Annotated in this window: 27 protein-coding genes; 14 read left to right on the forward strand and 13 right to left on the reverse strand. The window is 70.8% G+C overall.

Features of this window, described 5'->3' with window-relative positions:
- The first annotated feature begins 1 nt into the window (after position 1).
- Genes ABLE68_RS02495 through ABLE68_RS02525 form a run of 7 tightly spaced genes read left to right on the forward strand, consistent with a single transcriptional unit; the run spans position 2 to position 4,643 of the window.
- On the forward strand, positions 2–676 hold the full coding sequence (locus tag ABLE68_RS02495) for a biliverdin-producing heme oxygenase (protein ID WP_348869566.1): 675 nt from the start codon (positions 2–4) through the stop codon (positions 674–676).
- 20 nt (positions 677–696) lie between these two features.
- Complete coding sequence (locus ABLE68_RS02500) at positions 697–1,494, forward strand: NAD-dependent epimerase/dehydratase family protein (protein WP_348869568.1); 798 nt, start codon at positions 697–699, stop codon at positions 1,492–1,494.
- A gap of 33 nt (positions 1,495–1,527) precedes the next feature.
- Positions 1,528–1,920: a MerR family transcriptional regulator gene (locus ABLE68_RS02505; RefSeq protein ID WP_348869569.1), complete on the forward strand. Its 393-nt coding sequence runs from the start codon at positions 1,528–1,530 to the stop codon at positions 1,918–1,920.
- An 8-nt stretch (positions 1,921–1,928) separates the two neighbouring features.
- Positions 1,929–2,924, forward strand: coding sequence for an aldo/keto reductase (locus ABLE68_RS02510; protein ID WP_348869571.1), 996 nt, complete (start codon positions 1,929–1,931; stop codon positions 2,922–2,924).
- A gap of 42 nt (positions 2,925–2,966) precedes the next feature.
- A complete protein-coding gene (locus ABLE68_RS02515) occupies positions 2,967–3,563 on the forward strand; it encodes a hypothetical protein (protein WP_348869572.1) in 597 nt (198 codons plus the stop codon).
- A 29-nt stretch (positions 3,564–3,592) separates the two neighbouring features.
- Positions 3,593–4,042: a VOC family protein gene (locus tag ABLE68_RS02520; RefSeq protein ID WP_348869574.1), complete on the forward strand. Its 450-nt coding sequence runs from the start codon at positions 3,593–3,595 to the stop codon at positions 4,040–4,042.
- 43 nt (positions 4,043–4,085) lie between these two features.
- Complete coding sequence (locus tag ABLE68_RS02525; RefSeq protein WP_348869575.1) at positions 4,086–4,643, forward strand: hypothetical protein; 558 nt, start codon at positions 4,086–4,088, stop codon at positions 4,641–4,643.
- Here ABLE68_RS02525 and ABLE68_RS02530 read toward each other — a convergent pair.
- Positions 4,627–5,064, reverse strand: a complete 438-nt coding sequence (locus tag ABLE68_RS02530; RefSeq protein WP_348869577.1) for an SRPBCC family protein — start codon at positions 5,062–5,064, stop codon at positions 4,627–4,629. The genes ABLE68_RS02525 and ABLE68_RS02530 overlap by 17 nt on opposite strands.
- Before the next feature lie 18 nt (positions 5,065–5,082).
- On the opposite strand from ABLE68_RS02530, the gene ABLE68_RS02535 reads away from it, so the two are divergent.
- The gene (locus tag ABLE68_RS02535; RefSeq protein WP_348869579.1) at positions 5,083–6,720 is read left to right on the forward strand and encodes a phospho-sugar mutase; all 1,638 of its coding nucleotides are present in this window, start codon (positions 5,083–5,085) and stop codon (positions 6,718–6,720) included.
- 4 nt (positions 6,721–6,724) lie between these two features.
- Here the strand turns inward: ABLE68_RS02535 and ABLE68_RS02540 are convergent, their stop codons facing one another.
- Positions 6,725–7,363: a hypothetical protein gene (locus ABLE68_RS02540; RefSeq protein ID WP_348869581.1), complete on the reverse strand. Its 639-nt coding sequence runs from the start codon at positions 7,361–7,363 to the stop codon at positions 6,725–6,727.
- Positions 7,364–7,418: 55 nt separating this feature from the next.
- Between ABLE68_RS02540 and deoC the strand changes: the two genes are divergently transcribed.
- From deoC to ABLE68_RS02565, 5 genes are read left to right on the forward strand one after another with little or no spacing between them, the layout of a single operon-like run.
- Entirely contained in the window at positions 7,419–8,378 is a 960-nt protein-coding gene (deoC, locus tag ABLE68_RS02545) for a deoxyribose-phosphate aldolase (RefSeq protein ID WP_348869582.1), read from the forward strand.
- Between the two features lie 4 nt (positions 8,379–8,382).
- Positions 8,383–9,816 (forward strand): aldehyde dehydrogenase family protein, encoded by a 1,434-nt coding sequence (locus ABLE68_RS02550; protein ID WP_348869584.1) that lies wholly within the window; start codon positions 8,383–8,385, stop codon positions 9,814–9,816.
- Positions 9,813–10,682, forward strand: a complete 870-nt coding sequence (locus ABLE68_RS02555) for an aldehyde dehydrogenase family protein (RefSeq protein WP_348869586.1) — start codon at positions 9,813–9,815, stop codon at positions 10,680–10,682. The genes ABLE68_RS02550 and ABLE68_RS02555 overlap by 4 nt, the downstream gene beginning before the upstream one ends.
- Positions 10,672–11,259 carry an ATP-binding protein gene (locus ABLE68_RS02560; RefSeq protein WP_348869587.1) on the forward strand — a complete coding sequence of 196 codons (588 nt, stop codon included), beginning with the start codon at positions 10,672–10,674 and terminating at the stop codon, positions 11,257–11,259. The genes ABLE68_RS02555 and ABLE68_RS02560 overlap by 11 nt, the downstream gene beginning before the upstream one ends.
- Positions 11,256–11,696, forward strand: a complete 441-nt coding sequence (locus ABLE68_RS02565) for a hypothetical protein (RefSeq protein ID WP_348869588.1) — start codon at positions 11,256–11,258, stop codon at positions 11,694–11,696. Before ABLE68_RS02560 ends, ABLE68_RS02565 begins: the two co-directional genes overlap by 4 nt.
- Here ABLE68_RS02565 and ABLE68_RS02570 read toward each other — a convergent pair.
- From ABLE68_RS02570 to ABLE68_RS02585, 4 genes are read right to left on the reverse strand one after another with little or no spacing between them, the layout of a single operon-like run.
- Positions 11,650–12,033 carry an SHOCT domain-containing protein gene (locus ABLE68_RS02570; RefSeq protein WP_348869590.1) on the reverse strand — a complete coding sequence of 128 codons (384 nt, stop codon included), beginning with the start codon at positions 12,031–12,033 and terminating at the stop codon, positions 11,650–11,652. The two genes, ABLE68_RS02565 and ABLE68_RS02570, sit on opposite strands and share 47 nt — an antisense overlap.
- Positions 12,034–12,068: 35 nt before the next feature.
- On the reverse strand, positions 12,069–13,250 hold the full coding sequence (locus ABLE68_RS02575; RefSeq protein ID WP_348869591.1) for a cation:proton antiporter: 1,182 nt from the start codon (positions 13,248–13,250) through the stop codon (positions 12,069–12,071).
- 10 nt (positions 13,251–13,260) lie between these two features.
- Complete coding sequence (locus ABLE68_RS02580; RefSeq protein ID WP_348869593.1) at positions 13,261–13,737, reverse strand: DUF3592 domain-containing protein; 477 nt, start codon at positions 13,735–13,737, stop codon at positions 13,261–13,263.
- Positions 13,734–14,828, reverse strand: a complete 1,095-nt coding sequence (locus ABLE68_RS02585; RefSeq protein ID WP_348869594.1) for an adenosine deaminase — start codon at positions 14,826–14,828, stop codon at positions 13,734–13,736. The genes ABLE68_RS02580 and ABLE68_RS02585 overlap by 4 nt, the downstream gene beginning before the upstream one ends.
- 34 nt (positions 14,829–14,862) lie before the next feature.
- Between ABLE68_RS02585 and ABLE68_RS02590 the strand changes: the two genes are divergently transcribed.
- Positions 14,863–15,315 (forward strand): MaoC family dehydratase, encoded by a 453-nt coding sequence (locus ABLE68_RS02590; protein ID WP_348869596.1) that lies wholly within the window; start codon positions 14,863–14,865, stop codon positions 15,313–15,315.
- Between the two features lie 122 nt (positions 15,316–15,437).
- Here the strand turns inward: ABLE68_RS02590 and ABLE68_RS02595 are convergent, their stop codons facing one another.
- The 7 genes from ABLE68_RS02595 to ABLE68_RS02625 all read right to left on the reverse strand — a co-directional run bounded on the left by ABLE68_RS02595 (position 15,438) and on the right by ABLE68_RS02625 (position 23,344).
- The gene (locus tag ABLE68_RS02595) at positions 15,438–16,721 is read right to left on the reverse strand and encodes a thymidine phosphorylase (RefSeq protein ID WP_348869598.1); all 1,284 of its coding nucleotides are present in this window, start codon (positions 16,719–16,721) and stop codon (positions 15,438–15,440) included.
- Positions 16,714–17,877: a cytochrome P450 gene (locus ABLE68_RS02600; protein WP_348869600.1), complete on the reverse strand. Its 1,164-nt coding sequence runs from the start codon at positions 17,875–17,877 to the stop codon at positions 16,714–16,716. Before ABLE68_RS02600 ends, ABLE68_RS02595 begins: the two co-directional genes overlap by 8 nt.
- Positions 17,849–18,247, reverse strand: coding sequence for a cytidine deaminase (locus ABLE68_RS02605; RefSeq protein ID WP_348869601.1), 399 nt, complete (start codon positions 18,245–18,247; stop codon positions 17,849–17,851). Before ABLE68_RS02605 ends, ABLE68_RS02600 begins: the two co-directional genes overlap by 29 nt.
- Positions 18,247–19,509 carry an ABC transporter permease gene (locus ABLE68_RS02610; protein ID WP_348869602.1) on the reverse strand — a complete coding sequence of 421 codons (1,263 nt, stop codon included), beginning with the start codon at positions 19,507–19,509 and terminating at the stop codon, positions 18,247–18,249. The genes ABLE68_RS02605 and ABLE68_RS02610 overlap by 1 nt, the downstream gene beginning before the upstream one ends.
- Complete coding sequence (locus ABLE68_RS02615) at positions 19,506–20,600, reverse strand: ABC transporter permease (protein ID WP_348869604.1); 1,095 nt, start codon at positions 20,598–20,600, stop codon at positions 19,506–19,508. Before ABLE68_RS02615 ends, ABLE68_RS02610 begins: the two co-directional genes overlap by 4 nt.
- Positions 20,597–22,141 carry an ABC transporter ATP-binding protein gene (locus tag ABLE68_RS02620; RefSeq protein ID WP_348869606.1) on the reverse strand — a complete coding sequence of 515 codons (1,545 nt, stop codon included), beginning with the start codon at positions 22,139–22,141 and terminating at the stop codon, positions 20,597–20,599. The genes ABLE68_RS02615 and ABLE68_RS02620 overlap by 4 nt, the downstream gene beginning before the upstream one ends.
- A gap of 108 nt (positions 22,142–22,249) precedes the next feature.
- Positions 22,250–23,344, reverse strand: coding sequence for a BMP family lipoprotein (locus ABLE68_RS02625; protein ID WP_348869608.1), 1,095 nt, complete (start codon positions 23,342–23,344; stop codon positions 22,250–22,252).
- Positions 23,345–23,372: the final 28 nt, after the last annotated feature.

Consider the following 23,372-nt stretch of genomic DNA (forward strand, 5'->3'; position numbering starts at 1 on the left):
CGTGCCTCGCCAGACCGTCCTCGACCAGCCCGACGTCGCCGACCTCACCCTGTCCGCGGCGATGCGCGTCGGGTCCCAGGCCGAGCACCAGGAGGCCGAGGACTCCAGCTTCATGTCCGAGCTGCTCGGAGGTCGGGTCAACGAGCAGGGCTACGCCGACTACCTGCTCCGGCTGCGCACCGTCTACGACGCCCTGGAGGAGACGGTCCGCGCGCACCTCGACCAACCGGCGGTCGCCGCGGTCCACGACACCGCCCTCGAGCGGCTCGACGCCATCGACGCCGACCTCGACCACTGGTGCCCGGACGCCACCCGCACGGTCGACTCCCCCGCCGCCCACGCCTACCGGGCGCGCCTCGTCGCGGCCGGCGACTGGAGCGGGCTGCTGGTGGCGCACCACTACACGCGCTACCTCGGCGATCTCTCGGGCGGCCAGGCCATCGGCCGGATCCTCGACCGCACCTTCGGGCTCGACGGCCAGGGCGTGGCGTTCTACGCCTTCCCCGAGATCGAGAAGCCCAAGGTCTACAAGGACGGTTACCGCGCCCGTCTGGACGCCCTGGGCATGAGCGGCGACGACCAGGAGCGCGTCGTCGCCGAGGTCAAGGTCGCCTTCCGGATGAACCAGGCCCTCTTCGCCGAGCTCGGCACGAACCTGCCGGCCTACGCCCGCTAGACGCGGCTAGCCTTCACGACGTGAAGGTTCTTGTCACCGGCGCGGCCGGCAGCATCGGACGCGTCGTGACGGTCGGCCTGACCGACCGTGGGCACACGGTGGTCGGTCTCGACCGGGTGCCGCAGCCCGCCGGCGACGACGGGGCCTGGTACGACGCCGACTGCGCCGACCCGGACGCGGTCGCGGCCGTCTTCGCCGAGGAGCCGCTCGACGCCGTGGTCCACCTCGCCGGCCACCCGGGCGAGGCCAGCCTGCCGGACTCGCTGACGTCCCACGTCGTGACGACCGCTGCCCTGCTCGACGCCATGGTCGAGCGCGACGTGCGCCGCTTCGTCTACGCCGGGTCGAACCACGCCGTCGGGCGCACGCCGCGAGCAGACCTGGTCGGCACCGACGTACGCCCACGACCCGACACGTTCTACGGCGTCGGCAAGGTCGCGGCCGAGGCGCTGATGAGCCTCTACGCCGACCGCTACGGCATCGACGCCGTCTCCTGCCGGATCGGTTCGTTCCTCGAGCGCCCCGAGAGCGTCCGCAACCTGTCGACCTGGCTCTCCCACGACGACTGCGTGCGGATGGTCGAGGCCGCGATCACCGCGCCGGCACCCGGTTTCGCGGTGCTCTACGGCATCTCGGCCAACACCCGGGCCTGGTGGGACCTCGAGCCCGGCCGCGCGCTCGGCTACGAGCCCCAGGACGACGCCGAGGACTTCCTCGCCTCGATCGCGAGCGGGCCGTCGGACGACGCCCACGCGGCGTACGTCGGCGGGCCCTACGCCACCGCGGAGTTCGAGCGTCCGGCGTTCGACCGGTCTTGACCTGGAGTGCACTCCAGGAGTGACACTGAACAGATGAGCTACTCCATCGCCGAGGCCGCCACCGCGACCGAGCTGACGCCCGACACCCTGCGCTACTACGAGCGTGACGGGCTGATGCTGCGCCCGGTCGGCCGCTCCGCGACCGGCCACCGGCGCTACGAGGACGCCGACCTCCGCTGGATCGACATGCTCAACTGCCTGCGCGGCACCGGCATGCCGATCCGCGACATCCGGCGCTACGCCGAGCTGGTGCGAGGCGGCGAGGGCAACGAGCAGGCCCGGCTCGACCTGCTGCGCGCCCACCGGATGCAGGTGCTCGCGCAGCTCGCCGAGGTGCAGGAGCACCTGGGGGCGATCGACCGGAAGATCGGGATCTACACCGACAAGGTCGAAGCACTTGACCTGGAGCGCACTCCAACCGTTTGAGTAGAGCCATGACTCTCACGAACCGCACTCTCGGAACCACCTCCCCGCTCTCCGTCTCCGCGCTCGGCCTCGGCTGCATGGGCATGTCGGAGTTCTACGGGAGCCCCGACGAGGCCGCCGGCCTCGAGACCATCCACCGCGCGCTCGACCTGGGCGTCACCTTCCTCGACACCGCCGACATGTACGGCCCGTTCGTCAACGAGCAGCTCGTCGGCAAGGCGATCGCCGGGCGCCGCGACGAGGTGCAGCTCGCGACCAAGTTCGGCAACGAGCGCCTTCCCGACGGCACCCGGGTCGGCATCAACGGCAAGCCGGAGTACGTCCGGGCTGCCTGCGACGCCTCCCTGCAGCGCCTCGGCGTCGACCACATCGACCTCTACTACCAGCACCGTGTCGACAAGACGGTCCCGATCGAGGAGACCGTCGGCGCCATGGCCGAGCTCGTCGAGGCCGGCAAGGTCCGCCACCTCGGGCTCTCCGAGGCCTCCGCCGACACGATCCGCCGCGCCCACGCGACCCACCCGATCACGGCCCTGCAGACGGAGTACTCCCTCTTCACCCGCGACCTCGAGGACGAGATCCTGCCGACCATCCGCGAGCTCGGCATCGGCCTGGTGCCCTACTCCCCGCTCGGTCGCGGCCTCCTCACCGGCGCGATCACGTCGGAGTCGCAGCTGGAGGAGGGCGACTCGCGTCGCTCGGCGTACTTCCCCCGCCTCAACGGCGAGGGCCTGGCCGCCAACCTCACGCTGGTCGACAAGATCCGTCAGATCGCCGACGACCACGGCTGCACGCCCGGCCAGCTCGCGCTCGCCTGGGTGCTCGCCCAGGGCGACGACGTCGCGCCGATCCCCGGGACCAAGCGGGTGCGCTACCTCGAGGAGAACGTCGGCGCCACGGCCGTCGAGCTCACCGCCGACGACCTGGCCGCGCTCGAGGCCGCCGTGCCGCGGGACGCCGTGGTCGGCGAGCGGTACGGCGACATGAGCAGCATCGACGCCTGAGTCCTGGGTTTGCGGTCACGCCGGAGGGGCCATACCTCTGGCGTGACCCGGACCGCGCTCGTCCTCCCCCTGCTCGGCGCCCTGCTCCTCGCGGGGTGCTCGTCGTCGGACGACGGACCGGCCGCCGCGCCGACATCGCCGACATCGCCGACATCGCCGACATCGCCCGCAGCAAGCACCGACGAGGCGTCGGCGTCGCCGGAGGCCGCGCCCGACCCGATCACGTGGTCCTCCTCCGGCGGGCAGTGCACCGAGCTCGACGGGCCGGTGCTCACCTCGGAGATGATCCGGGTCAAGCGACCCCTGACGCTCACCGGCGTCGAGCTCGGCGAGCCCACCGGCAACATCGCCCTCGGCAAGGCGACGTACGTCGCGAAGCCGAAGGGAGAGGTCTCCTACACCGGGGGTTGGCGCGGCACGGCGCCGGTCCCCCAGGACCGGGAACGCGTCGACTGGAGCGACCGCAAGCAGGTGGCGGGGGCCCGGGTCGAACCCGGCCTCTACTACGTCTTCATGCCGCTCACAGTCTCGGCTCCGGCCCGCTACGACGGTGTCGACCTGATCTGGACCGACGACAGCGGCGCCACCGGACTGTCGACGTGGGACGTGCAGGACACGTTCAAGAAGCACTGCGGCTGACTGTCGGCGACCCTCGCTAGCGTGGCCGCATGGTCACCCTGAACCTCACCATCGACGCCAACGACTCCGCCCGCCTGGCGCGGTTCTGGGCTCCGCTCCTCGGCTACGAGGAGCAGCCACCGCCTGCCGGGTTCGACAGCTGGGTCGACTGGTACCGCTCCAAGGGAGTGCCCGAGGAGGAGCTCCAGGGCCCGCCCGAGGACCTCGTCGACCGGATCCACGACCCGTCCGGCGGTGGTCCCACGATCTGGTTCCAGGTCGTCCCCGAGCAGAAGTCGCAGAAGAACCGCTTCCACTTCGACGTCTACGTCACCGAGCGCGACCCGAGCCTGAGCATCGAGCAGCGCCGCGACATCGTCGAGGCCAAGGTCGTCGAGCTCGTCGCCCAGGGCGCGACCGTCGGGCGACGGACCGAGGGCCCGGACGCCTACTTCGTGCTCATGCACGACCCGGAGGGCAACGAGTTCTGCCTGGGCTGACCCGCAGGGTTTGCCGGTCCACCGATGCGGCGACAGTGAGCGCATGTCTCGGACCTGGCTCGCCGCTCCTGCTCTGCTCATCGCCCTGACCGGCTGCTCCGGCTCCGACGACCCGCCGGCCGCGGGTGCGCCCAGCACCGCTCCTGCATCACCGACGACGCAACCCGACGAAGGCGTGGCCGTGTCGCTCCGGTCCTACCCGGGGTTCACGTCCTGCCAGATCGACCAGGGAGCGTTCTTCATCGCCCAGCCGATGCGCGTCGAGCGACCCGTCACCCTGACCAAGGTCACGCTGACCGGGGCGACCAACGTCGTCGGCGGCGACACCGCGGTCGCACCGGTCCCCGAGGGCAAGCACCCGGACGGGTTCACCCTGCACGGCTCGACCCCACCGGCCGACCTCGTGGCCGACCTCGGCTGGAAGGACCGCGAGCCGCTCGACGGGGCGCAGCTCTCGGCGGGCCGCTACTACGTCTTCGTCCCGCTGAGGACGCGCGGACCCGCGGCCCACTTCGACGGCGTGGAGGTCACCTGGGACGAGGACGGTGGGTCCGCCAGCAGCACGGCGGAGCTCGTGACCGACTTCAAGGAGACGTGCTGAGGGCCGACCTCAGCCCGGACACGCAGCCCTGCATCATCCGGTCGTGGTTCCACCGCAGCAGCGGGCCCGCGACGTACGACGCGGCGCCCAGCAGCCCGTCCACGCTGACCTCCTGCCAGAAGTCGAGGCGGGTGCCGCCAGGGTCCTCGCTCAGCTCGAACCGGACGGTCCCGGACAAGTCGCCCGAGACCGCCACCTCGAGCCGGCCCAGCGAGCGGTCCACGGCGTGCAGGACCAGGTCGAGCGAGTAGGGCAACGTCGAGCGGCAGAGCACCCGTGCGTCGTCCGGACCCAGCGACGCGACGGCCAGCACCTGCGGCCACCAGTCGGGGTAGTGCTCGAGATCGACGAGCAGGTCGTGCACCGCGGCCACGGCACCCGGGACCACCCAGCTGTCCCGGAAGGCGAAGGTGCGGCTCACCCTCGTATCGTGCCCTGCATGAGTGACCTGCTCGCCGCCGCCCGCACCTGGGCCGCCGAGGACCCCGACGACCAGACCCGCGCCGAGCTCGAGGCAGTGATCGCCGAGGTCGACGCCGGCGGCGACGACGCCGACCTGCAGGACCGCTTCGCCGGCACGTTGGAGTTCGGCACGGCGGGCCTGCGCGGCGCCCTCGGCGCCGGACCCAACCGGATGAATCGGGTGGTCGTCACCCGCGCTGCCGCGGGCCTGGCGGCCTACCTCCGCGACAGCGGGGTCACGCACGGCAAGGTGGTGATCGGCTACGACGCCCGCCACAACTCCGACGTCTTCGCCCGCGACACGGCCGAGGTGATGACGGGCGCCGGCCTCACGGCGTACGTCCTCCCCCGCCCGCTGCCGACCCCGCTGCTCGCGTTCGCGATCCGCGAGCTCGGCTGCGCCGCGGGCGTGATGGTCACCGCGAGCCACAACCCGCCGCAGGACAACGGCTACAAGGTCTACCTCGGCGACGGCAGCCAGATCGTCGCGCCGGTCGACGCCGAGATCGCCTCCCGGATCGCATCCGTCGGCGCGATCGCCGACGTGCCCCGTGGCCGCGCCGGGACGGTGGTCGACGAGGAGATCATCGACCGCTACCTCGACACCGTCGCCGACCTGGCCATCGAGGGGCCCCGCGACCTGGACATCGTCTACACGCCGCTGCACGGCGTCGGAGGTACGGCGGTCGCGCGGGTGCTCGAGGCCGCCGGATTCTCGGAGGCGGCCGTCGTCGAGCAGCAGGAGCAGCCCGACCCCGACTTCCCGACCGTGGCCTTCCCCAACCCGGAGGAGCCGGGGGCGATGGACCTGGCGATGGCGCTGGCCGAGGCTCGCGGCGCGGACCTGGTCGTCGCCAACGACCCGGACGCCGACCGGTGCGCCGCCGCCGTGCCGGGACCGCACGGGTGGCGGATGCTGCGCGGCGACGAGGTCGGCGCGCTGCTGGGACACGCGCTCCTCGCTCGCGGCAAGCAGGGCACCTACGCCTGCAGCATCGTCTCGTCGAGCCTGCTCGGAAAGCTGGCGGCGGCGGCCGGGCAGCCCTACGCCGAGACGCTCACCGGCTTCAAGTGGATCGGTCGCGTCGAGGGCCTGGCGTTCGGCTACGAGGAGGCGCTCGGCTACTGCGTCGACCCCGAGCACGTGAAGGACAAGGACGGGGTGTCCGCCCTGCTGCTCCTCTGCGAGCTCGCGGCCGCCGCCAAGGCGGAGGGGCGCACCCTCACCGACCTGCTCGACGACATCGCCGTCGAGCACGGGCTGCACGCCACCGACCAGCTCTCGGTGCGCGTCACCGACCTCGGCGAGATCTCGGCGGCCATGGAGCGGTTGCGCAGCACGCCGCCGACCGAGCTCGGCGGCCTGGCCGTCCTCGGTGTCGACGACCTCGCGCTCGGCAGCCCCGACCTCCCGCCGACCGACGGGCTGCGCTACCGGCTCGCCGACGGCGCCCGCGTCGTGGTCCGGCCGAGCGGCACCGAGCCCAAGCTGAAGTGCTACCTCGAGGTCGTCGTACCGGTCGACGTCGAGGCGGGCGTCGACGCCGCCCGGATCTCGGCCGCCGGTCGGCTCGACGCGCTCCGCGACGGCATCAAGCACGCGGCCGGCATCTAGCGCGTCACGCGACCAGCCAGACAGCGAAGACGAGCGCCAGGAGACCCAGCGCCGCGAGCTCGAGCCACGCCCACTCCCGGCGTACGCCGGCCGCGGTGGCTGCCTGCTCCGGGGAGCCGAGGGTGACGCCGGCGCGCTCGCGCGCCTCCTTGGCGAGCTGCATGATCCGCTGCGCGACGTAGGTCTGGTAGGCGTCGCCGCTGCCGAGCTGCTGGTGCGCCGACGAGTCGAGGACGCGCTCGCCCGCCTTGCCCCGGACCGTCTGCCGGGTCGTGTAGCCGATCGCCGGGCAGACGAACCGCCGCTCACCGGCCCGCACCGCCAGCACCTGGCTGATCGCGACCTCGTCGATCGCCACGAGGGGCACGCGGTCGGTGCGCAGGATGCTGCGCAGCACCAGGTCACGACCCGTGACCCAGGCCGTGGGCCGCAGCAGCGCGGCCCAGACGAGCACCGCTCCCGCGCAGGCGCAGATGGCGACCCCGAGGGGGGTACCGGTGCTGCGGTCGTAGAGCGCGATCGCGAGCACGACCCCGGCCGTGATCAGGCCCATCACGCCGGGGATCCGCCCGCTGGTGGGGTGGAACTGCTCGACGACGACGTCATCGGCGGCGTCGTCGGTGGCTCCTGGCTGGTGGGTCATCGGACGGCTCTCTTCGGGTTGTGGTGCATCGCCGCGACAACCCTATGCTGGGTCGGTGACCCCCACTTCCACCCTCCCCGACGCCACGTTCGACGACGTGACCCGGTCCGAGGCGTCGCTGCGGCGGTTCCTCCACGGCCTCCCCGGGGTCGACCAGGTCGGCGCGGAGGCCCGCGCCGCCGGGCTCGGCACCCGTTCGATCAAGACGAGCGCCAAGGCCTACGCCCTCGACCTCGCCATCCGGATGGTCGACCTGACCACGCTCGAGGGCGCCGACACCCACGGCAAGGTCCGCGCGCTGGCGTCCAAGGCGATGCGGCCCGACCCCGCCGACCCGTCCTGCCCGCCTGCGGCCGCCGTCTGCGTCTACCCGGACATGGTCGCCACCGCGAAGCAGACCCTGGGCGACTCCGACGTGCACGTCGCGGCCGTCGCCACGGCGTTCCCGAGCGGCCGGGCAGCGCTCGACATCAAGCTCGCCGACACCCGTGACGCGGTCGAGGCGGGCGCCGACGAGATCGACATGGTCATCGACCGTGGCGCGTTCCTCTCCGGCCGCTACCAGCAGGTCTTCGACGAGATCGTCGCCGTGAAGGCCGCGTGCGGACCGGCCCACCTGAAGGTGATCTTCGAGACCGGCGAGCTGCAGACCTACGACAACGTACGACGCGTCAGCTGGCTGGCGATGATGGCCGGCGCCCACTTCATCAAGACCTCCACCGGCAAGACCCAGCCGGCCGCCACCCTCCCGGTCACGATGATCATGGTGGAGGCGGTCCGTGACTTCCGCGAGGCCACCGGCCAGATGGTCGGCGTGAAGCCCGCCGGCGGCATCCGCACGGCCAAGGACGCGATCAAGTACCTCGTCATGGTCAACGAGGTCGCCGGCCAGGACTGGCTCGATCCCGACTGGTTCCGCTTCGGAGCCTCCACGCTGCTCAACGACCTGCTCATGCAGCGCACCAAGATGACCACCGGCCGCTACTCCGGCCCCGACTACTTCACGCTGGACTGATTCGATGCCTTCTCCCTTTGACTACGCCCCGGCCCCCGAGTCGCGGAGCATCGTCGACATCAAGCCGTCGTACGGCCTGTTCATCAACGGCGAGTTCGTCGACGGCCACGGCAAGTCCTTCAAGACGATCTCGCCGTCGACCGAGGAGGTCCTCGCCGAGGTCGCGGAGGCCGACGACGCCGACGTCGACGCAGCGGTGAAGGCCGCGCGCAAGGCCTACGACAAGGTCTGGTCGAAGATGCCCGGCCGCGAGCGTGCGAAGTACCTCTACCGGATCGCCCGGATCATCCAGGAGCGCAGCCGCGAGCTCGCGGTCCTGGAGTCGATCGACAACGGCAAGCCGATCAAGGAGTCGCGCGATGTCGACATCCCGATCGTCGCCGCTCACTTCTTCTACTACGCCGGCTGGGCCGACAAGCTCGAGTACGCCGGTCGCGGCACCGACCCGCAGCCGCTCGGCGTCGCCGGCCAGATCATCCCGTGGAACTTCCCGCTGCTCATGCTGGCCTGGAAGATCGCGCCGGCCCTGGCCTGCGGCAACACGGTCGTGCTCAAGCCGGCCGAGACCACGCCGCTGACCGCGCTGCTCTTCGCCGAGATCTGCCAGCAGGCCGAGCTCCCGCCGGGCGTCGTCAACATCATCACCGGCGCCGGTGGCACCGGCCAGGCGTTGGTCGGTCACCCCGGCATCGACAAGGTCGCCTTCACCGGCTCGACCGAGGTCGGCAAGGCGATCGCGCGCACCGTCGCCGGCACCGACAAGAAGGTCACCCTGGAGCTCGGCGGCAAGGCCGCCAACATCGTCTTCGACGATGCCCCGCTCGACCAGGCCGTCGAGGGCATCGTCACCGGCATCTTCTTCAACCAGGGCCACGTGTGCTGCGCCGGCTCGCGGCTGCTGGTCCAGGAGTCGATCGCCGACGAGCTCCTCACCAAGCTCAAGCGCCGGATGTCGACGCTCCGCATCGGCGACCCGCTCGACAAGAACACCGACATCGGCGCGATCAACTCCGCCGAGCAGCTGGCCCGGATCCGCGAGCTGAGCGACATCGGCGAGGCCGAGGGCGCGGGTCGCTGGGCGCCGGAGTGCGAGCTGCCGTCGACCGGCTTCTGGTTCCCGCCGACGCTCTTCACCGGCGTCTCGCAGGCCCACCGGATCGCCCGCGAGGAGATCTTCGGGCCGGTGCTGTCGGTGCTGACCTTCCGCACGCCCTCCGAGGCGATCGAGAAGGCCAACAACACGCCGTACGGCCTCTCCGCCGGGGTCTGGACCGACAAGGGCTCCCGCATCCTCCACATGGCCAGCCAGCTCCGCGCCGGCGTCGTGTGGGCCAACACGTTCAACAAGTTCGACCCGACCAGCCCCTTCGGTGGCTACCAGGAGTCGGGCTACGGCCGCGAGGGCGGCCGCCACGGTCTGGAGGCCTACCTCAAGTGAGCCGCATCGACGTTCGCAAGACCTACAAGCTCTACATCGGGGGTGCGTTCCCCCGGTCGGAGTCGGCGTACTCGTACGAGGTCAAGGACAGCAAGGGGAAGTTCGTGGCCAACGCTGCCCTCGCCTCCCGCAAGGACGCCCGCGACGCGGTCAGTGCGGCGCGCAAGGCGTTCGGCTCGTGGTCGGGCCGCACGGCCTACAACCGCGCGCAGATCCTCTACCGGATCGCCGAGGTCATGGAGGACCGTCGCCCGCAGTTCGTGCAGGCGGTCGTCCAGTCCGAGGGTCTCGGTGCGGGCAAGGCCGACAAGGCCGTCGACGAGGCCATCGACCGTCTCGTCTGGTACGCCGGGTGGGCCGACAAGGTCACCCAGGTGCTCGGCAACGCCAACCCGGTGGCCGGACCGTTCTTCAACCTCTCGACGCCCGAACCGACCGGCGTCGTCGCGGTGCTCGCGCCGCAGGAGTCGTCGCTGCTCGGCCTGGTCAGCGTGGTCGCCCCGGTCATCGTCACCGGCAACACGGTCGTCGTGGTCTCGTCGTACGACCGGCCGCTGCCCGCGGTCACCTTCGCCGAGGTGCTCGCGACGTCCGACGTGCCCGGCGGCGTGGTCAACATCCTCACCGGCTCGGCCGCGACCGTCGGCCCGTGGCTGGCCGCCCACATGGACGTCAACGCGATCGACCTCACCGGCATCGCCGGCGACCTCACCCTCGCGACCGACCTCGAGGTCGCCGCCGCCGACAACCTCAAGCGCGTACGCCGCGCGCCGGCCGCCGAGCCGGACTGGACGGTCGATCCCGGGCTGGAGCCGATGACGGCCTTCCTGGAGACCAAGACGGTCTGGCACCCGATTGGCGTCTAGGGTCATCGTCCTCGCCGGACCATCCGGGGCGGGCAAGTCCCGCCTCGCCGAGCGGACCGGTCTCCCGGTGCTCCGGCTCGACGACTTCTACAAGGACGGCGACGACCCGACCCTCCCCCGGATCACCGAGGGCGCGAACGCCGGGATCGTCGACTGGGACGTCCCGGAGTCGTGGCTGATCGACGACGCCATGGCCGCGGTCGAGTCGCTGTGCCGGACCGGGCGGGCCGAGGTGCCGGTCTACGAGATCGCCCAGAACGGTCGCTGCGGCTGGCACACGCTCGACCTCGCCGGCAGTGAGCTCTTCGTGGCCGAGGGGATCTTCGCCCAGGAGATCGTCCAGCGGTGCCAGGAGGCCGGGCTGCTGGCTGCGGCGTACTGCGTGCGCCAGCACCCGATGGTGACCTTCTGGCGCCGGCTCACCCGCGACCTGCGCGAGCACCGCAAGCCCCCGCTGGTGCTGGTCCGCCGCGGTCTCGCGCTGATGCGTGACCAGCAGCGCGTGGTCGCGCACGCCGTGGCGTTGGGCTGCACGCCGGTGACGGCCGACGAGGCGTACGCCAAGATCCACGAATGACCAGCTGGCCGCGGCAACCGGACTCACTGACCTGTGGTCCGTCGGTGATCGTGGTCGCCGAGGGGCTGCCCGGCCCGTGGCCGGACTTCGAGGAGCGGGTGCTCGCCCTGCACCGCCGCGTGAACCGCTTCTGGCCTCGCGCGCTCGGCACCACCCCGTGGGCGGTCGCGCGCGAGCTGGGCGGGCGGGTACGCCGCTTCCGGCACGACGAGGTCGTCGCCGCGCTGGCCGACGGGCCGGTGCCGGTCTATCTCGGCACCCGGTGGCTGCCGCGCCACGTCGTACTGGCCCTGGACGTGCAGAACGACGGCCTCCGCGTCTATGACCCAGCCCGCGGGGCCGTCGTTCCGATCGAGACCTCCCGCTGGAAGGTCCCGTGGTGGTCAGTACTCAGGCCAGAGCCTTCGCCTTCAGGGCGTCGAACTCCGCCTGGGTGATCGCGCCCGAGTCGAGGAGCCCCTTGGCCTGGGCGATCTGGTCAGCCGCCGAGGAGCCACCGCCGGACACGGAGCGGATGTACTCCTCCTGGCTGGCCTGCGCGGACTTGATCGCCGCCATGTTGCGCTCGGCCATGCCCTGGCCGCGGGCGATGAGGTACACGAGCGACGTGACCAACGGGAAGATGATCAGGAAGAACACCCAGAACGCCTTCACCCAGCCGCTGGTGTCCCGGTCACGGAACAGGTCCGTGAGGATCTGGAACAGCACCACGAGGTAGGCCATGAGCAGGAAGAAGGAGATGATGAACCAGAAGAAGTCCCAGAATGAATCCATGGCCGAACGCTAGGGAATGAGCGCATCCCCCAGGCTCACCCGATCCGGGTGAGTCGTCGGGTGAGGATCTGCTGGGCGAGCAACGGGCAGATGAGCACCGTCACGGCACCGCCCGCCACGAGCACCGACGCGTTGGTGCTGGTCATCTCGCCGGCGGACACGGCGACGGCCGTGACGGCCACGATGATGGGCAGCCCGGTCGAGGCGAAGAGCGCCATCGCGGTGCTCTCGCTGCGGTCGAACTCCCGCTCACCGTCGACCGTCGAGGTGCGGGTGGCGACGTAGACCAGGCCGCCCCGGACCAGCAGGATCAGGGCCACGAAGGCCACCAGGGCGAGCGGCTCGTCGACCACCGCCATCGGGTCGATGGCCATGCCCGAGGTGATGAAGAAGACCGGGATCAGGAAGCCGAAGGCCAGTCCCTCGAGCTTGTGCTCCAGGCTCTCGTGGCCCTCCGGGAGCAGCCGTCGGAGCACGAACCCGGCGGCGAAGGCACCCAGGACCGCATCCAGCTCGAAGGCGGCCGCGGCAGCGCCCAGGGTGACCAGCAGCAGCACGACCAGTCGGACCTGGGTCTGGCCCGAGGTCTCCGAGCCGCGCTGGATCACGGCCAGGAGCTGTGAGCCCTCGCGGGACAACCGTGCCGAGAACCGGTGCACGAGCACGGCGAGCAGGCCGAAGGTGGCCAGCACGACCAGCGAGCGGACCGGACCTCGCACGCCGAGCAGCACCGCCATCGCGACGATCGGCCCGAGCTCGCCGTACGCACCGTGGTTCATCAGGGTCTTGCCGAAGCGGGTCTCGAGCAGCCCGCCGTCCTTGAGGATCGGCAGCAGCGTGCCGAGTGCGGTGGACGTCAGCGCGATCGCGACCGCGATCTCGGCGTGCACGGCATCGGACAGGCCGATCAGCGCGATCAGCCCGAGGGCGGCCAGGAGGCAGAGCACCCACGTCGCGAGCGCGCGGCGGCCACCCTTGCCGACCAGCTCGTCGACCTCGACCTCGTAGCCGGCCAGCAGGAAGAGCATGCCGAGACCGAGCTCGCGCAGGGTGTCGATGCCCTCGCCGACGACAGCACGCTCGAGCACGTGCGGGCCGATGACGACGCCGAGCACGAGCAGCAGCACCACCTCGGGGACCTTGCGGCGCAGGACGAGACCGGCGAGGAGGGGGGCGAGTACGGCGCAGAGCGTGATCCAGAAGAGGGACTCGACCACGGAGGGCACGTCAGCTGGTCCACACCACGAAGACGAGGAGCAACCAGGCCGCGGCAACGCCGAGGGCGACGAGGACGGTCAGCGAGGCCATCAGGAACCAGGTGCGGCCGGCGCCTTCGCCCTCGGCCTGGGTGGCCAGCACGTCGACGCGCTCCGGGTGCTCGGGGTCGTAGGCGACCGCGATCTCCTCGCCGACGCGAGGCGGCGGCGCCGGGACGTCGGTGAGGGTCTGCGCCTCGATCGGCTCGTCGCTCCCGGCGACGAGGTAGCGCACCCGCGGGAAGTAGTGGGTGTCCGGGTCCGCCTTGAGGCTGAGGTCCTTGGCCTCGAGCTCCACGACCGTCGCGGTCACGGTGACCGCACGGCTCCGGAACGACTCGGCGCTCCGGCGTACGGCGCGACCCTTGAGCATCAGTCCCAGGCCGAGCAGCAGGATCAGCACCGCGCTCCCGAGCAGCAGCACGGTCGGCACGTAGTGGATCTTCACGGGGTCGTCTCCTCCGCGAGCGCGGCGTACGTCGGCTTGATGACGTCGGAGATCAGGGCGAACCGCTCGTCGAAGGGCAGGAAGGCCGACTTCATCGCGTTGATCGTGAACCACTCGAGGTCGCGCAGGCCGTAGTCGAACGCCTCGACGAGCGACCACATCTCGTGGGTCATCGAGGTGCGGCTCATCAGCCGGTTGTCGGTGTTGACGGTGACCCGGAAGCGGAGCTCCTTCAGCAGCCCGATGGGGTGCTCGGCGATCGAGGCGGCGGCACCGGTCTGCACGTTGGACCAGGGGCACATCTCCAGCGGGATCCGCTTGTCGCGGACGTACGCCGCCAGCCGGCCGAGCTCGACGGAGCCGTCGTCGTGGACCGTGATGTCGTCGATGATCCGCACGCCGTGGCCGAGCCGGTCGGCACCGCACCACTGGATCGCCTGCCAGATCGACGGCAGCCCGAAGGCCTCGCCCGCGTGGATGGTGAAGTGGAAGTTCTCGCGCTGGAGGTACTCGAACGCGTCGAGGTGACGGGTGGGCGGGTAGCCCGCCTCGGCGCCGGCGATGTCGAAGCCGGCGACGCCGCGGTCGCGCCAGGCGACGGCCAGCTCGGCGATCTCCATCGAGCGGGCCTGGTGACGCATCGCGGTCAGCAGCTGTCGTACGACGATCCGGCCGCCGCTCGCCGCGACCCCCTCGTCGAAGCCCGCCTGCACCGCGGCGACGACCTCGTCGAGGCTCAGGCCCTGCTCGACGTGCTGCTCGGGGGCGTAGCGGATCTCGGCGTACACGACACCGTCGGCGGCGAGGTCCTCGACGCACTCCCGGGCGACCCGGGTGATCGCCGACGCGGTCTGCATGACGGCCACGGTGTGGTCGAAGGTCTCGAGGTAGCGCTCCAGCGACCCGGAGTCGGACGCGTCCGCGAACCACTGCCCGAGGGAGTCAGCGGTCAGGGCGCCCTGCACGGCGGGGAGCTGGTGCCCGATCTCGGCGGCGAGGTCGATGATCGTCTGGGGGCGCAGACCACCGTCGAGGTGGTCGTGCAGCAGCACCTTGGGTGCCCTCAGGACCTGGTCACGGGTGGGGGTCATGATCCGATCCAATCAGACCCGTTAGTTTGGGGACATGCGCACGTTCACGAGTCTCGACGAAGTGTCCGCGGCTGCCGGTGAGGACATCGGCACCTCCGAGTGGCTGAGCATCGACCAGGACCGGGTCGACCAGTTCGCGGAGGCGACGGGCGACCACCAGTGGATCCACGTCGACGTGGAGCGCGCGAAGGAGGGCCCCTTCGGCGGCACCATCGCGCACGGCTACCTGACGCTCTCGCTGGTGCCGTTCCTCGGCAGCCAGGTGCTCAGCTTCGAGACGCCCGGCGCCAAGCTCAACTACGGCACCAACAAGGTCCGCTTCCCCAACCCCGTGCTGGTCGGCAAGCGCATCCGTGCCCACGTCGCCATCGCCGACGTCGCCGACCTGCCGTCCGGCAAGCAGGCCACCATCAAGTACACGATCGAGATCGAGGGCGAGGCCAAGCCCGCCTGCGTCGCCGAGACCGTCGTCCTCCTCCTCGCCTGACCCGTCGAGTCGAGACTTCCGTACGTCGAGTCGAGACTTCCGTCAGTCGAGTCACGACCTCGTACGACGGAACTCTCGACTCAACCGACGGAACTCTCGATTCAACCGACGGAAGTCTCGACTCAACCGATGCGGTCGATGACGAGCGGCTGGGGGGCGTACGACGAGCCTTCGCCGATGTCGTAGCCGCCCTCGAGCGAGGCGAGGGCGCGCTCGAAGCGGTGCTCGTCGTCGGTGAGCAGCGTGAAGAGCGGCTGGCCCTCGGTGACGGGGTCGCCGGGGCGGGCGTGCCAGACGACGCCGGCGCCGGCCTGCACCGGGTCCTCCTTGCGCGCGCGACCGGCACCGAGGCGCCAGGCGGCCAGGCCGACGGCCATCGCGTCGAGGCGGGTGAGGGTGCCGGACGCGGGCGCGTTGACGACGTGCGACTCCCGCGCCACCGGGAGCGGGGCGTCGGGGTCGCCGTCCTGGGCGCGGATCATCTGCTTCCACGCATCCATCGCCTTGCCGGACGCCAGCACCTCGGCCGGGTCCACGTCGGAGCGACCGGCGCCGGCGAGCATCTCGCGCGCCAGGGCGAGGGTCAGCTCGACCACGTCCGCGGGTCCCCCGCCGGCCAGCACGTCGACCGACTCCTGGACCTCGATCGCGTTGCCGGCGGTCAGGCCGAGCGGCGTGGACATGTCGGTGAGCAGCGCGACGGTGTGGACGCCGGCGTCCTTGCCGAGCGCGACCATCGTCTCGGCCAGCTCGCGCGCGGCATCGACGTGCTTCATGAACGCGCCGGTGCCGACCTTGACGTCGAGCACCAGCGCGCCGGTGCCCTCGGCGATCTTCTTCGACATGATCGACGACGCGATCAGCGGGATCGCCTCGACCGTGCCGGTGACGTCACGCAGGGCGTAGAGCTTCTTGTCCGCGGGCGCGAGACCGTCGCCGGCGGCGCAGATCACGGCACCGACCGACTCGAGCTGCTCGAACATCTCGGCGTTCGACAGGGCCGCCCGCCAGCCCGGGATCGACTCGAGCTTGTCGAGGGTGCCGCCGGTGTGGCCGAGGCCGCGCCCGGACAGCTGGGGTACGGCGACCCCGCACGCCGCGACGAGCGGCGCGAGCGGCAGCGTGATCTTGTCGCCGACACCACCGGTCGAGTGCTTGTCGGCGGTCGGCCGCGACAGCGTCGAGAAGTCCATCCGCTCCCCCGACGCGATCATCGCGGCGGTCCAGCGGGCGATCTCGCGCCGGTTCATCCCGTTGAGCAGGATCGCCATCGCCAGCGACGACATCTGCTCGTCGGCCACGCCTCCGCGGGTGTAGGCGTCGATGACCCAGTCGATCTGGCTGTCGCTCAGCTCGTGCTGGTCGCGCTTGGCGGAGATGACCTCGACGGCATCGTGCTCAGGCATGGGTTCCTCTCAGAGGGACGCTGCGGTAGCCCCGCAGCACGAAGGTCCCCCGGCTGACCGGCTCGCCGGCCAGCTCCAGGTCGGGGAAGGTGTCGAACAGCGCGGGCACGGACTCGGCGAGCTCCATCCGTGCGAGCGGGGCGCCGAGGCAGAAGTGCACGCCGACGCCGAACGCCAGGTGGTTGTTGGGGTCCCGGTCGACACGGAACTCGTCCGGCTGGTCGAAGACCTCGGGGTCGCGGTTCGCGGCGCCGAGCAGGGCCGCGATCTTCTGACCCTTCTCGACGACGATGTCGCCCACCTCGACGTCCTCCATGGCCGTGCGCTCGAAGAGCTGGAGCGCGGAGTCGAAGCGCAGCATCTCCTCGACCGTGGCGGGCACGTCGGCCCCGGGTCGCAGCCCGCGCCGCAGCATCGCGGTCAGACCGTTGCCGAAGACGTTGACCGACGCCTCGTGCCCGGCGTTGAGCAGCAGCACGACAGCGGCGACGACCTCGTCGTCGGTGAGCTCGGTCGCGGCCAGGTCGCTGATCAGGTCGTCGGCCGGCTTCGTACGGCGCTCGGCGGCCAGCTCTCGGGCCAGCCCGGCGAACTCGGTGGCCGCGCGTACCGCGGCGTCGACGGTCGCCTGCGACGGCGACACCTCGTACATCCGCACGATCGCCTGCGACCAGTCGCGCAGGTCGTGGGCGTAGGAACGAGGGACCCCGAGGAGGTCGGCGATGACGAGCACGGGCAGCGGCTCGGCGTACCCCTCGATGACGTCGAAGCCGGAGGGGTCGATCTCGGCGAGCAGCTCCGCCGCGAGCTCGCGCACCCGCGGCCGCAGCCGCTCGATGTGACCGCGCCCGAACGCCTTCGCGACCGGACGTCGCAGCCGGGTGTGCTCCGGCGGCTCGTTCTCCATCATCTGGTTGCGGTGCAGCAGGTTGAACGGCTCGAGGTAGTCGAGCGGCTCCTTGTCCTGCCACAGCCGCCCGAGCCTGCGGTCCCGCTGGACGGTGCTGACCGCGGAGTGCGCGAAGGTGAGGTACATCCCCGACGGCTCGTGCCACGCCACCGCGTGCTCCGCGCGCTCGCGCGCGAAGTGCGGGTAGGGATCGGCGACGACCTCGGGATCGGTCAGGTCAAGTGAGGTCGTCGGGACCGAACGCATCGGGGAGCACCTCGTCCATTCTCTTCACACCGGAGACCGTCATCAGCAGCAGCGACGGCCCGCCGTTCTCGTACAGGAGCTGGCGGCACCGGCCGCACGGCATGATGATCTCGCGGTCGGTGTTGACGCACACGAAGTGGGTCAGCCGCCCGCCACCAGTGATGTGCAGCTGGCTCACCAGGCCGCACTCCGCGCAGAGCGCGACGCCGTACGCCGCGTTCTCGACGTTGCAGCCCGACACCACCCGCCCGTCCTCGACGGTCGCGGCGGCGCCCACCGAGAAGTGGGAGTACGGCGCGTAGGCGTGGGTCATCGCCTCCTCGGCGACCGCCTTGAGCGACTCCCAGTCGAACTCGTCGTCAGCAACCACTACCCGGCGCTGCCCTTGCGGTAGACCTGGCCGTCGGCCGCCGGCGGCCGGAGCCGCTGGCTGGCCAGGGCGAGCACGAGCAGCGTGACGACGTACGGCGTCATGCCGGTGAACTCGCGCGGCACCGTGTCGGTCAGGAGGAACCACAGCAGGAAGCCGACGCCCAGCAGCCCGAGCACCAGCGCGGCCACCCGCGCACCGCGGTAGAAGCGCCAGGCGGCGTAGGCGAGCAGGCCGACAGCGACCAGCAGGAGCAGGGCGTGCACGGCGGACGGGGTGCGGAGCCGCAGCGCATCGGTGTAGCCGAAGAGCAGCGACGCCCCGAGCGTGCCGAACGGGTTCCAGTTGCCGAAGATCATCGCGGCGAGGCCGATGTAGCCACGCCCACCGGTCTGGTTGGTCGTGAAGCCGCTCGCGGCCACCAGCGCGAGGAACGCGCCACCGAGGCCCGCGAGGGACCCGGAGACGAGCACCGCGATGTACTTGTAGCGGTAGACGTTGACGCCGAGCGACTCCGCCGCGGCCGGGCTCTCGCCGCAGGAGCGGAGGCGCAGGCCGAACGGCGTGTGCCACAGCAGCCACGACGTCAGGATGACGATCACCAGGATCAGGATCGTCATCACGGAGATCCGGGTCGTCAGCGCGGCCAGCAGGCCGGCGACGTCGGAGATCACGAACCAGCCGCGGTCGTTGAGGTTGTTCAGCGCGTCGGACACCCCCGGGACGGTGACGAACGGGAGCCCGTCGAGACCCGTGAGCTGGCGGGGGCCGCCGTACTGCAGGTCGGAGAAGAACGCCTCCGCGAGGAAGACCGTGGCTCCGAGCCCGATGATGTTGATGGCGACACCGGACACGATGTGGTCGACGCCGAACGTGATCGTCGCGATCGCGTGCATCAGGCCGCCGATGGCGCCGAACGCGGCCGCGCCGAGCAGGCCGACCCACGGACCGTAGTGGTAGGTGAAGTACGCCGCACCCCAGGTGCCGAGCAGCATCTGGCCCTCGAGCCCGATGTTGACCACACCGGCGCGCTCGGACCACAGACCGCCCATGCCCGCGAGCAGGATCGGGCAGGCCGAGAGGATCGCGGCGCGCAGGGTGTTGGCGGCGCTGATGTCGTCTGCGCCGGTGGCGATGCGGACCAGGGACAGCCCCACCACGGCGAGGAGCAGCACCAGCCAGTAGGAGCGGTACATCCCTGCGACCCGCTTCGCGCGCGGCGAGGGGGCGCACTTGTCGAGCTGCGTCTCGGTCGTGCTCATGCCGCCACCTCCTGCGCCGGTGCGGTGCGCGCCTTCGCGACCGATCGTTGTTCGAGCCTGATGCGATAGCGCCGGACCAGCTCGTAGGCGATCACGACCGCCAGCACGGCGACGCCCTGGGTGATCTGCACGATGCTCGGCGAGATGTCGGTCTGGAAGGTCAGCGTGTTGGACTGCGTGCTGAGGAACGCGAAGAGCACCGCGCCGAAGACCATGCCGACCGGCTGGTTGCGACCCAGCAGGGCAACGGCGATGCCGGTGAACCCCAGCCCGGCCTGGAACGTCGTGCCGTAGCTGTGGGCGGAGCCGAAGTACGCCGGCATCCAGATCAGTCCGGCGACGGCGCCGGACAGGAGCATGGAGACGAGCACCATCCGGTTGACCTTGATGCCGCTGGCGACGGCCGCGGTCTGCGACGCGCCGGTGGCCCGCAGGTCGAAGCCGAAGCGGGTCTTGTTGAGCAGCACCCAGAAGCCGATGCCGACGACGACCGCGAGCAGCCCCAGGGTCCAGATCGGACCGTCGGGCTTCTCGAACGGCAGCCAGCCGCTGAGCTGGCTGGACTCCGGGAGCTCCTTGGTGCGGACCTGGTTGCCGCCGTGCTCGCCGTGCTGGTCGAGCAGGTAGCCGACCAGGATCGCAGCGATCGAGTTCAGCATGATCGTCGAGATGACCTCGCTGACCCCGCGGGTCGTGCGCAGGATGCCGGCGATCCCGGCCCAGATCGCGCCGACCGCCATCGCGATGACGAGCGCGGCCAGGATGTTGACCGCACCCGGCAGGAGTGCGGCGCCGGCGAACGTGGCGGCGGTGTAGGAGGCGAGCATGTACTGGCCCTCGACACCGATGTTGAAGAGCCCCATTCGGAAGCCGATCGCCGCCGCGACGGCCGCCAGGTAGATCATCGTCGTCTGGTTGACGATGTTGACCAGCAGGCGGTTGTCCGGCTTGGAGAGGATGACCGACCAGAAGTCGGTGGCGCTCGAGTCGCTGCCGGACGCGGCGATCACGATGCTGGTCGCGAGCACGGCGATGAGCACGGCGATCACCGGGGCGAGCAGGGCGAAGCCGATCCGCTTGAGCGAGCTCATGCGTCGTCACCTCCCGTCATCGCGGCACCGAGGTCTTGTGGCGTGACTGCCGCCGGGTCGAAGGTGCCGACCATCCGGCCGCGCAGGATGACCTCGATCCGGTCGGAGAGGCCGATCAGCTCGTCGAGGTCGGCGGAGATCAGCAGCACCGCGAGGCCGTCGCGGCGGGCCTGCTTGATGTGGCTCCAGATGGCGGCCTGGGCGCCGACGTCGACGCCGCGGGTCGGGTGGGAGGCGATCAGCAGCACCGGGTCGCCGCTCATCTCACGACCGATGATCAGCTTCTGCTGGTTGCCGCCCGACAGCGCGCGGGCGACGGTGTCGATGCCCGGCGTGCGGACGTCGTACTCCTCCACGATCCGTCGGGTGTCCTTGCGGGCGCCGGACCGGTTGATCCACGGCCCCTTGACGCTCGGCGGCCGGGTCTGGTGGCCGAGGATGCGGTTCTCCCACAGCGGGGCGTCGAGGAGGAGGCCGTGGCGGTGGCGGTCCTCGGGGATGTAGCCGACGCCCGCCTCACGCAGGCGGCGGGTGTCCCAGGACGTGACGTCCTCCTCGCCCAACAGGATCCGGCCGGAGGTCGGGCGTCGCATGCCCATCACGGTCTCGACGAGCTCGGCCTGGCCGTTGCCCTCGACGCCCGCGATGCCGAGGATCTCGCCGCGGTGGATGTCGACGCTGATGTCGGTGAGCAGGTTGCGGCCGGACTCGTCGGTCAGGGTGAGTCCCTGGAGCGCCAGCTGCACCACGTCGGTGACGGTGGACTCGGAGGTCTCCGGCGACGGCAGCTCGGAGCCGACCATCAGCTCGGCGAGCTGACGCTTGGTGGCCGTCTGGGGATCGGCCTCGCCGACGGTGGTGCCACGTCGCATGACGGTGATGTCGTCGGCGATCGCGAGGACCTCGTCGAGCTTGTGGGAGATGAACAGCACGGAGTGGCCGTGGGCGCGCAGGTCGCGGAGGTTGGCGAAGAGCGCGTCGACCTCCTGCGGGACGAGGACCGCGGTCGGCTCGTCGAGGATGATCAGCTGGGCGCCGCGGTAGAGCACCTTGAGGATCTCGAGCCGCTGCCGGTCGGCGACGCCGAGCGTCTCGACCAGGACGTCGGGGCGCAGGCCGAAGCCGTAGCGCGAGGAGATCGCGTCGAACTCGGCGCGGGCCTTGTCGCCGATGCCGTGCAGCCGCTCGGCGCCGAGGACGGCGTTCTCGAGGGCGGTGAGGTTGTCGGCCAGCATGAAGTGCTGGAAGACCATGCCGATGCCGACCGCGATCGCGTCGGTGGGCGACTTGAAGCTGCGCTCCGTGCCGTCGACGACGATCGAGCCCTCGTCGGGCTTCTGGACTCCGTAGAGGATCTTCATCAGCGTCGACTTGCCGGCGCCGTTCTCCCCGATCAGGGCATGCACCGTCGCGGGGCGGATGGTCACGTCGACGTCGTGGTTGGCGATCACGCCGGGGAACGACTTGCCGATGCCCGTCAATCGGACTTCAGGGGCCTGGACGGCGTCTGCCTTCGTGGTGTCGGCGGCCGCTGCGGGCACGGGGACCTCCGGGTGCTCGGGGATGTGGACATGGAACGACGTACGGGCCCGGGGAGCACGCTACCCCGGGCCCGTACGTTAGTAGTCAGGCGACGATCCGCCCACCCGTCACGGGGCGGTCGGAACCTTGATCTCGCCGTTCTTGATCTTGTCGGCGTAGCCGTCGATGTCGGCCTTGATCGAGTCGACGAAGCCACCGGACGTCGCGTAGCCCACGCCGTCGTTGGTGAGGTCGTAGGTGACGTAGCTCGTCTTCGGCGAACCGTCGTTGACCGACTTGATGAAGTCGTACGTCGCGACGTCGACGCGCTTGAGCGCCGAGGTCAGGATGTGCGGCTGCTGGTCGGCGGTCGCGGTGAGGTACTGGTCGGAGTCGACACCGATCGCCCAGTTGCCGTCGCCGGCCTCGACCGCGGCGTCGAAGACACCGCTGCCCGAGGCGCCGGAGGCGTGGTAGACCACGTCGGCACCCTTGTCGAACTCACCAGCGGCGGCGGTCTTGCCACCGGCCGGGTCGCCGAAGCCGGAGAGGTCGCTCTCCTCGATGTAGGCGACGTCGACCTTGATGCTCGGGTCGACAGCCTTCACACCAGCGGTGTAGCCGGCCTCGAACGCCTTGATCAGGTCGTTGTGGACACCACCGACGAAGCCGACCTGCTTGGACTTGGTCGTCTCGGCAGCCGCCACGCCCACCAGGAAGGAGGACTCGTTGGCGGCGAAGGAGAAGTAGGCGACGTTGTCGTTCGCCTTGTCGTCGGGGTCGAAGCCGTCGACGACACCGAAGTTCACGTCCGGGTAGTCGGGAGCCACGGCGTTGACGGAGTCGCTGTAGGCGAAGCCGACACCGATGATGGCGGTCGCGCCGGCGTCAGCCATCTGGCGGAGGCGGTCCTCGCGGGCCGACTCGGCCTCGCCGTCCTGGGCCTCGCCCTCGATGCACGAGCCGTCGAACTCCTGGACGGCCTTCGACAGACCCTCGTAGGCGGAGTCGTTGAAGGACTGGTCGCCACGGCCACCCACGTCGTAGGCCAGGCCGATCTTGGGACCGCTGCCGTCGGCGTCCTTGCAGATGTCGGCGCTGGCGTCGGTGGAGGAGCCACCGCTGGCCTTGCCGTCACTGCCGCCGTCACTGTCGCTACCGCAGGCGCCGAGGGCCAGGACGCTGACCGCAATCAGAGCTGCGAATTTCGTGGTGCGTCGCAAGACGCCTCCTTCGTGTGCTTGGTACCCC

Origin of the sequence: Nocardioides pollutisoli (assembly GCF_040045055.1) — a bacterium.
GTDB lineage: Bacteria > Actinomycetota > Actinomycetes > Propionibacteriales > Nocardioidaceae > Nocardioides > Nocardioides tweenelious.

Bases quoted from the DNA above. Each gene is read 5' to 3' on its own strand.
- ABLE68_RS02550 (WP_348869584.1), top strand. From the start codon at position 8,383: ATGCCTTCTCCCTTTGACTACGCCCCGGCCCCCGAGTCGCGGAGCATC.
- ABLE68_RS02565 (WP_348869588.1), top strand. From the start codon at position 11,256: ATGACCAGCTGGCCGCGGCAACCGGACTCACTGACCTGTGGTCCGTCG.
- ABLE68_RS02540 (WP_348869581.1), bottom strand. From the start codon at position 7,363: ATGACCCACCAGCCAGGAGCCACCGACGACGCCGCCGATGACGTCGTC.
- ABLE68_RS02590 (WP_348869596.1), top strand. From the start codon at position 14,863: ATGCGCACGTTCACGAGTCTCGACGAAGTGTCCGCGGCTGCCGGTGAG.
- ABLE68_RS02610 (WP_348869602.1), bottom strand. From the start codon at position 19,509: ATGAGCACGACCGAGACGCAGCTCGACAAGTGCGCCCCCTCGCCGCGC.
- ABLE68_RS02520 (WP_348869574.1), top strand. From the start codon at position 3,593: ATGGTCACCCTGAACCTCACCATCGACGCCAACGACTCCGCCCGCCTG.
- ABLE68_RS02615 (WP_348869604.1), bottom strand. From the start codon at position 20,600: ATGAGCTCGCTCAAGCGGATCGGCTTCGCCCTGCTCGCCCCGGTGATC.
- ABLE68_RS02510 (WP_348869571.1), top strand. From the start codon at position 1,929: ATGACTCTCACGAACCGCACTCTCGGAACCACCTCCCCGCTCTCCGTC.
- ABLE68_RS02600 (WP_348869600.1), bottom strand. From the start codon at position 17,877: ATGCGTTCGGTCCCGACGACCTCACTTGACCTGACCGATCCCGAGGTC.
- ABLE68_RS02595 (WP_348869598.1), bottom strand. From the start codon at position 16,721: ATGCCTGAGCACGATGCCGTCGAGGTCATCTCCGCCAAGCGCGACCAG.
- ABLE68_RS02585 (WP_348869594.1), bottom strand. From the start codon at position 14,828: ATGACCCCCACCCGTGACCAGGTCCTGAGGGCACCCAAGGTGCTGCTG.
- ABLE68_RS02570 (WP_348869590.1), bottom strand. From the start codon at position 12,033: ATGGATTCATTCTGGGACTTCTTCTGGTTCATCATCTCCTTCTTCCTG.
- ABLE68_RS02505 (WP_348869569.1), top strand. From the start codon at position 1,528: ATGAGCTACTCCATCGCCGAGGCCGCCACCGCGACCGAGCTGACGCCC.
- ABLE68_RS02525 (WP_348869575.1), top strand. From the start codon at position 4,086: ATGTCTCGGACCTGGCTCGCCGCTCCTGCTCTGCTCATCGCCCTGACC.
- ABLE68_RS02535 (WP_348869579.1), top strand. From the start codon at position 5,083: ATGAGTGACCTGCTCGCCGCCGCCCGCACCTGGGCCGCCGAGGACCCC.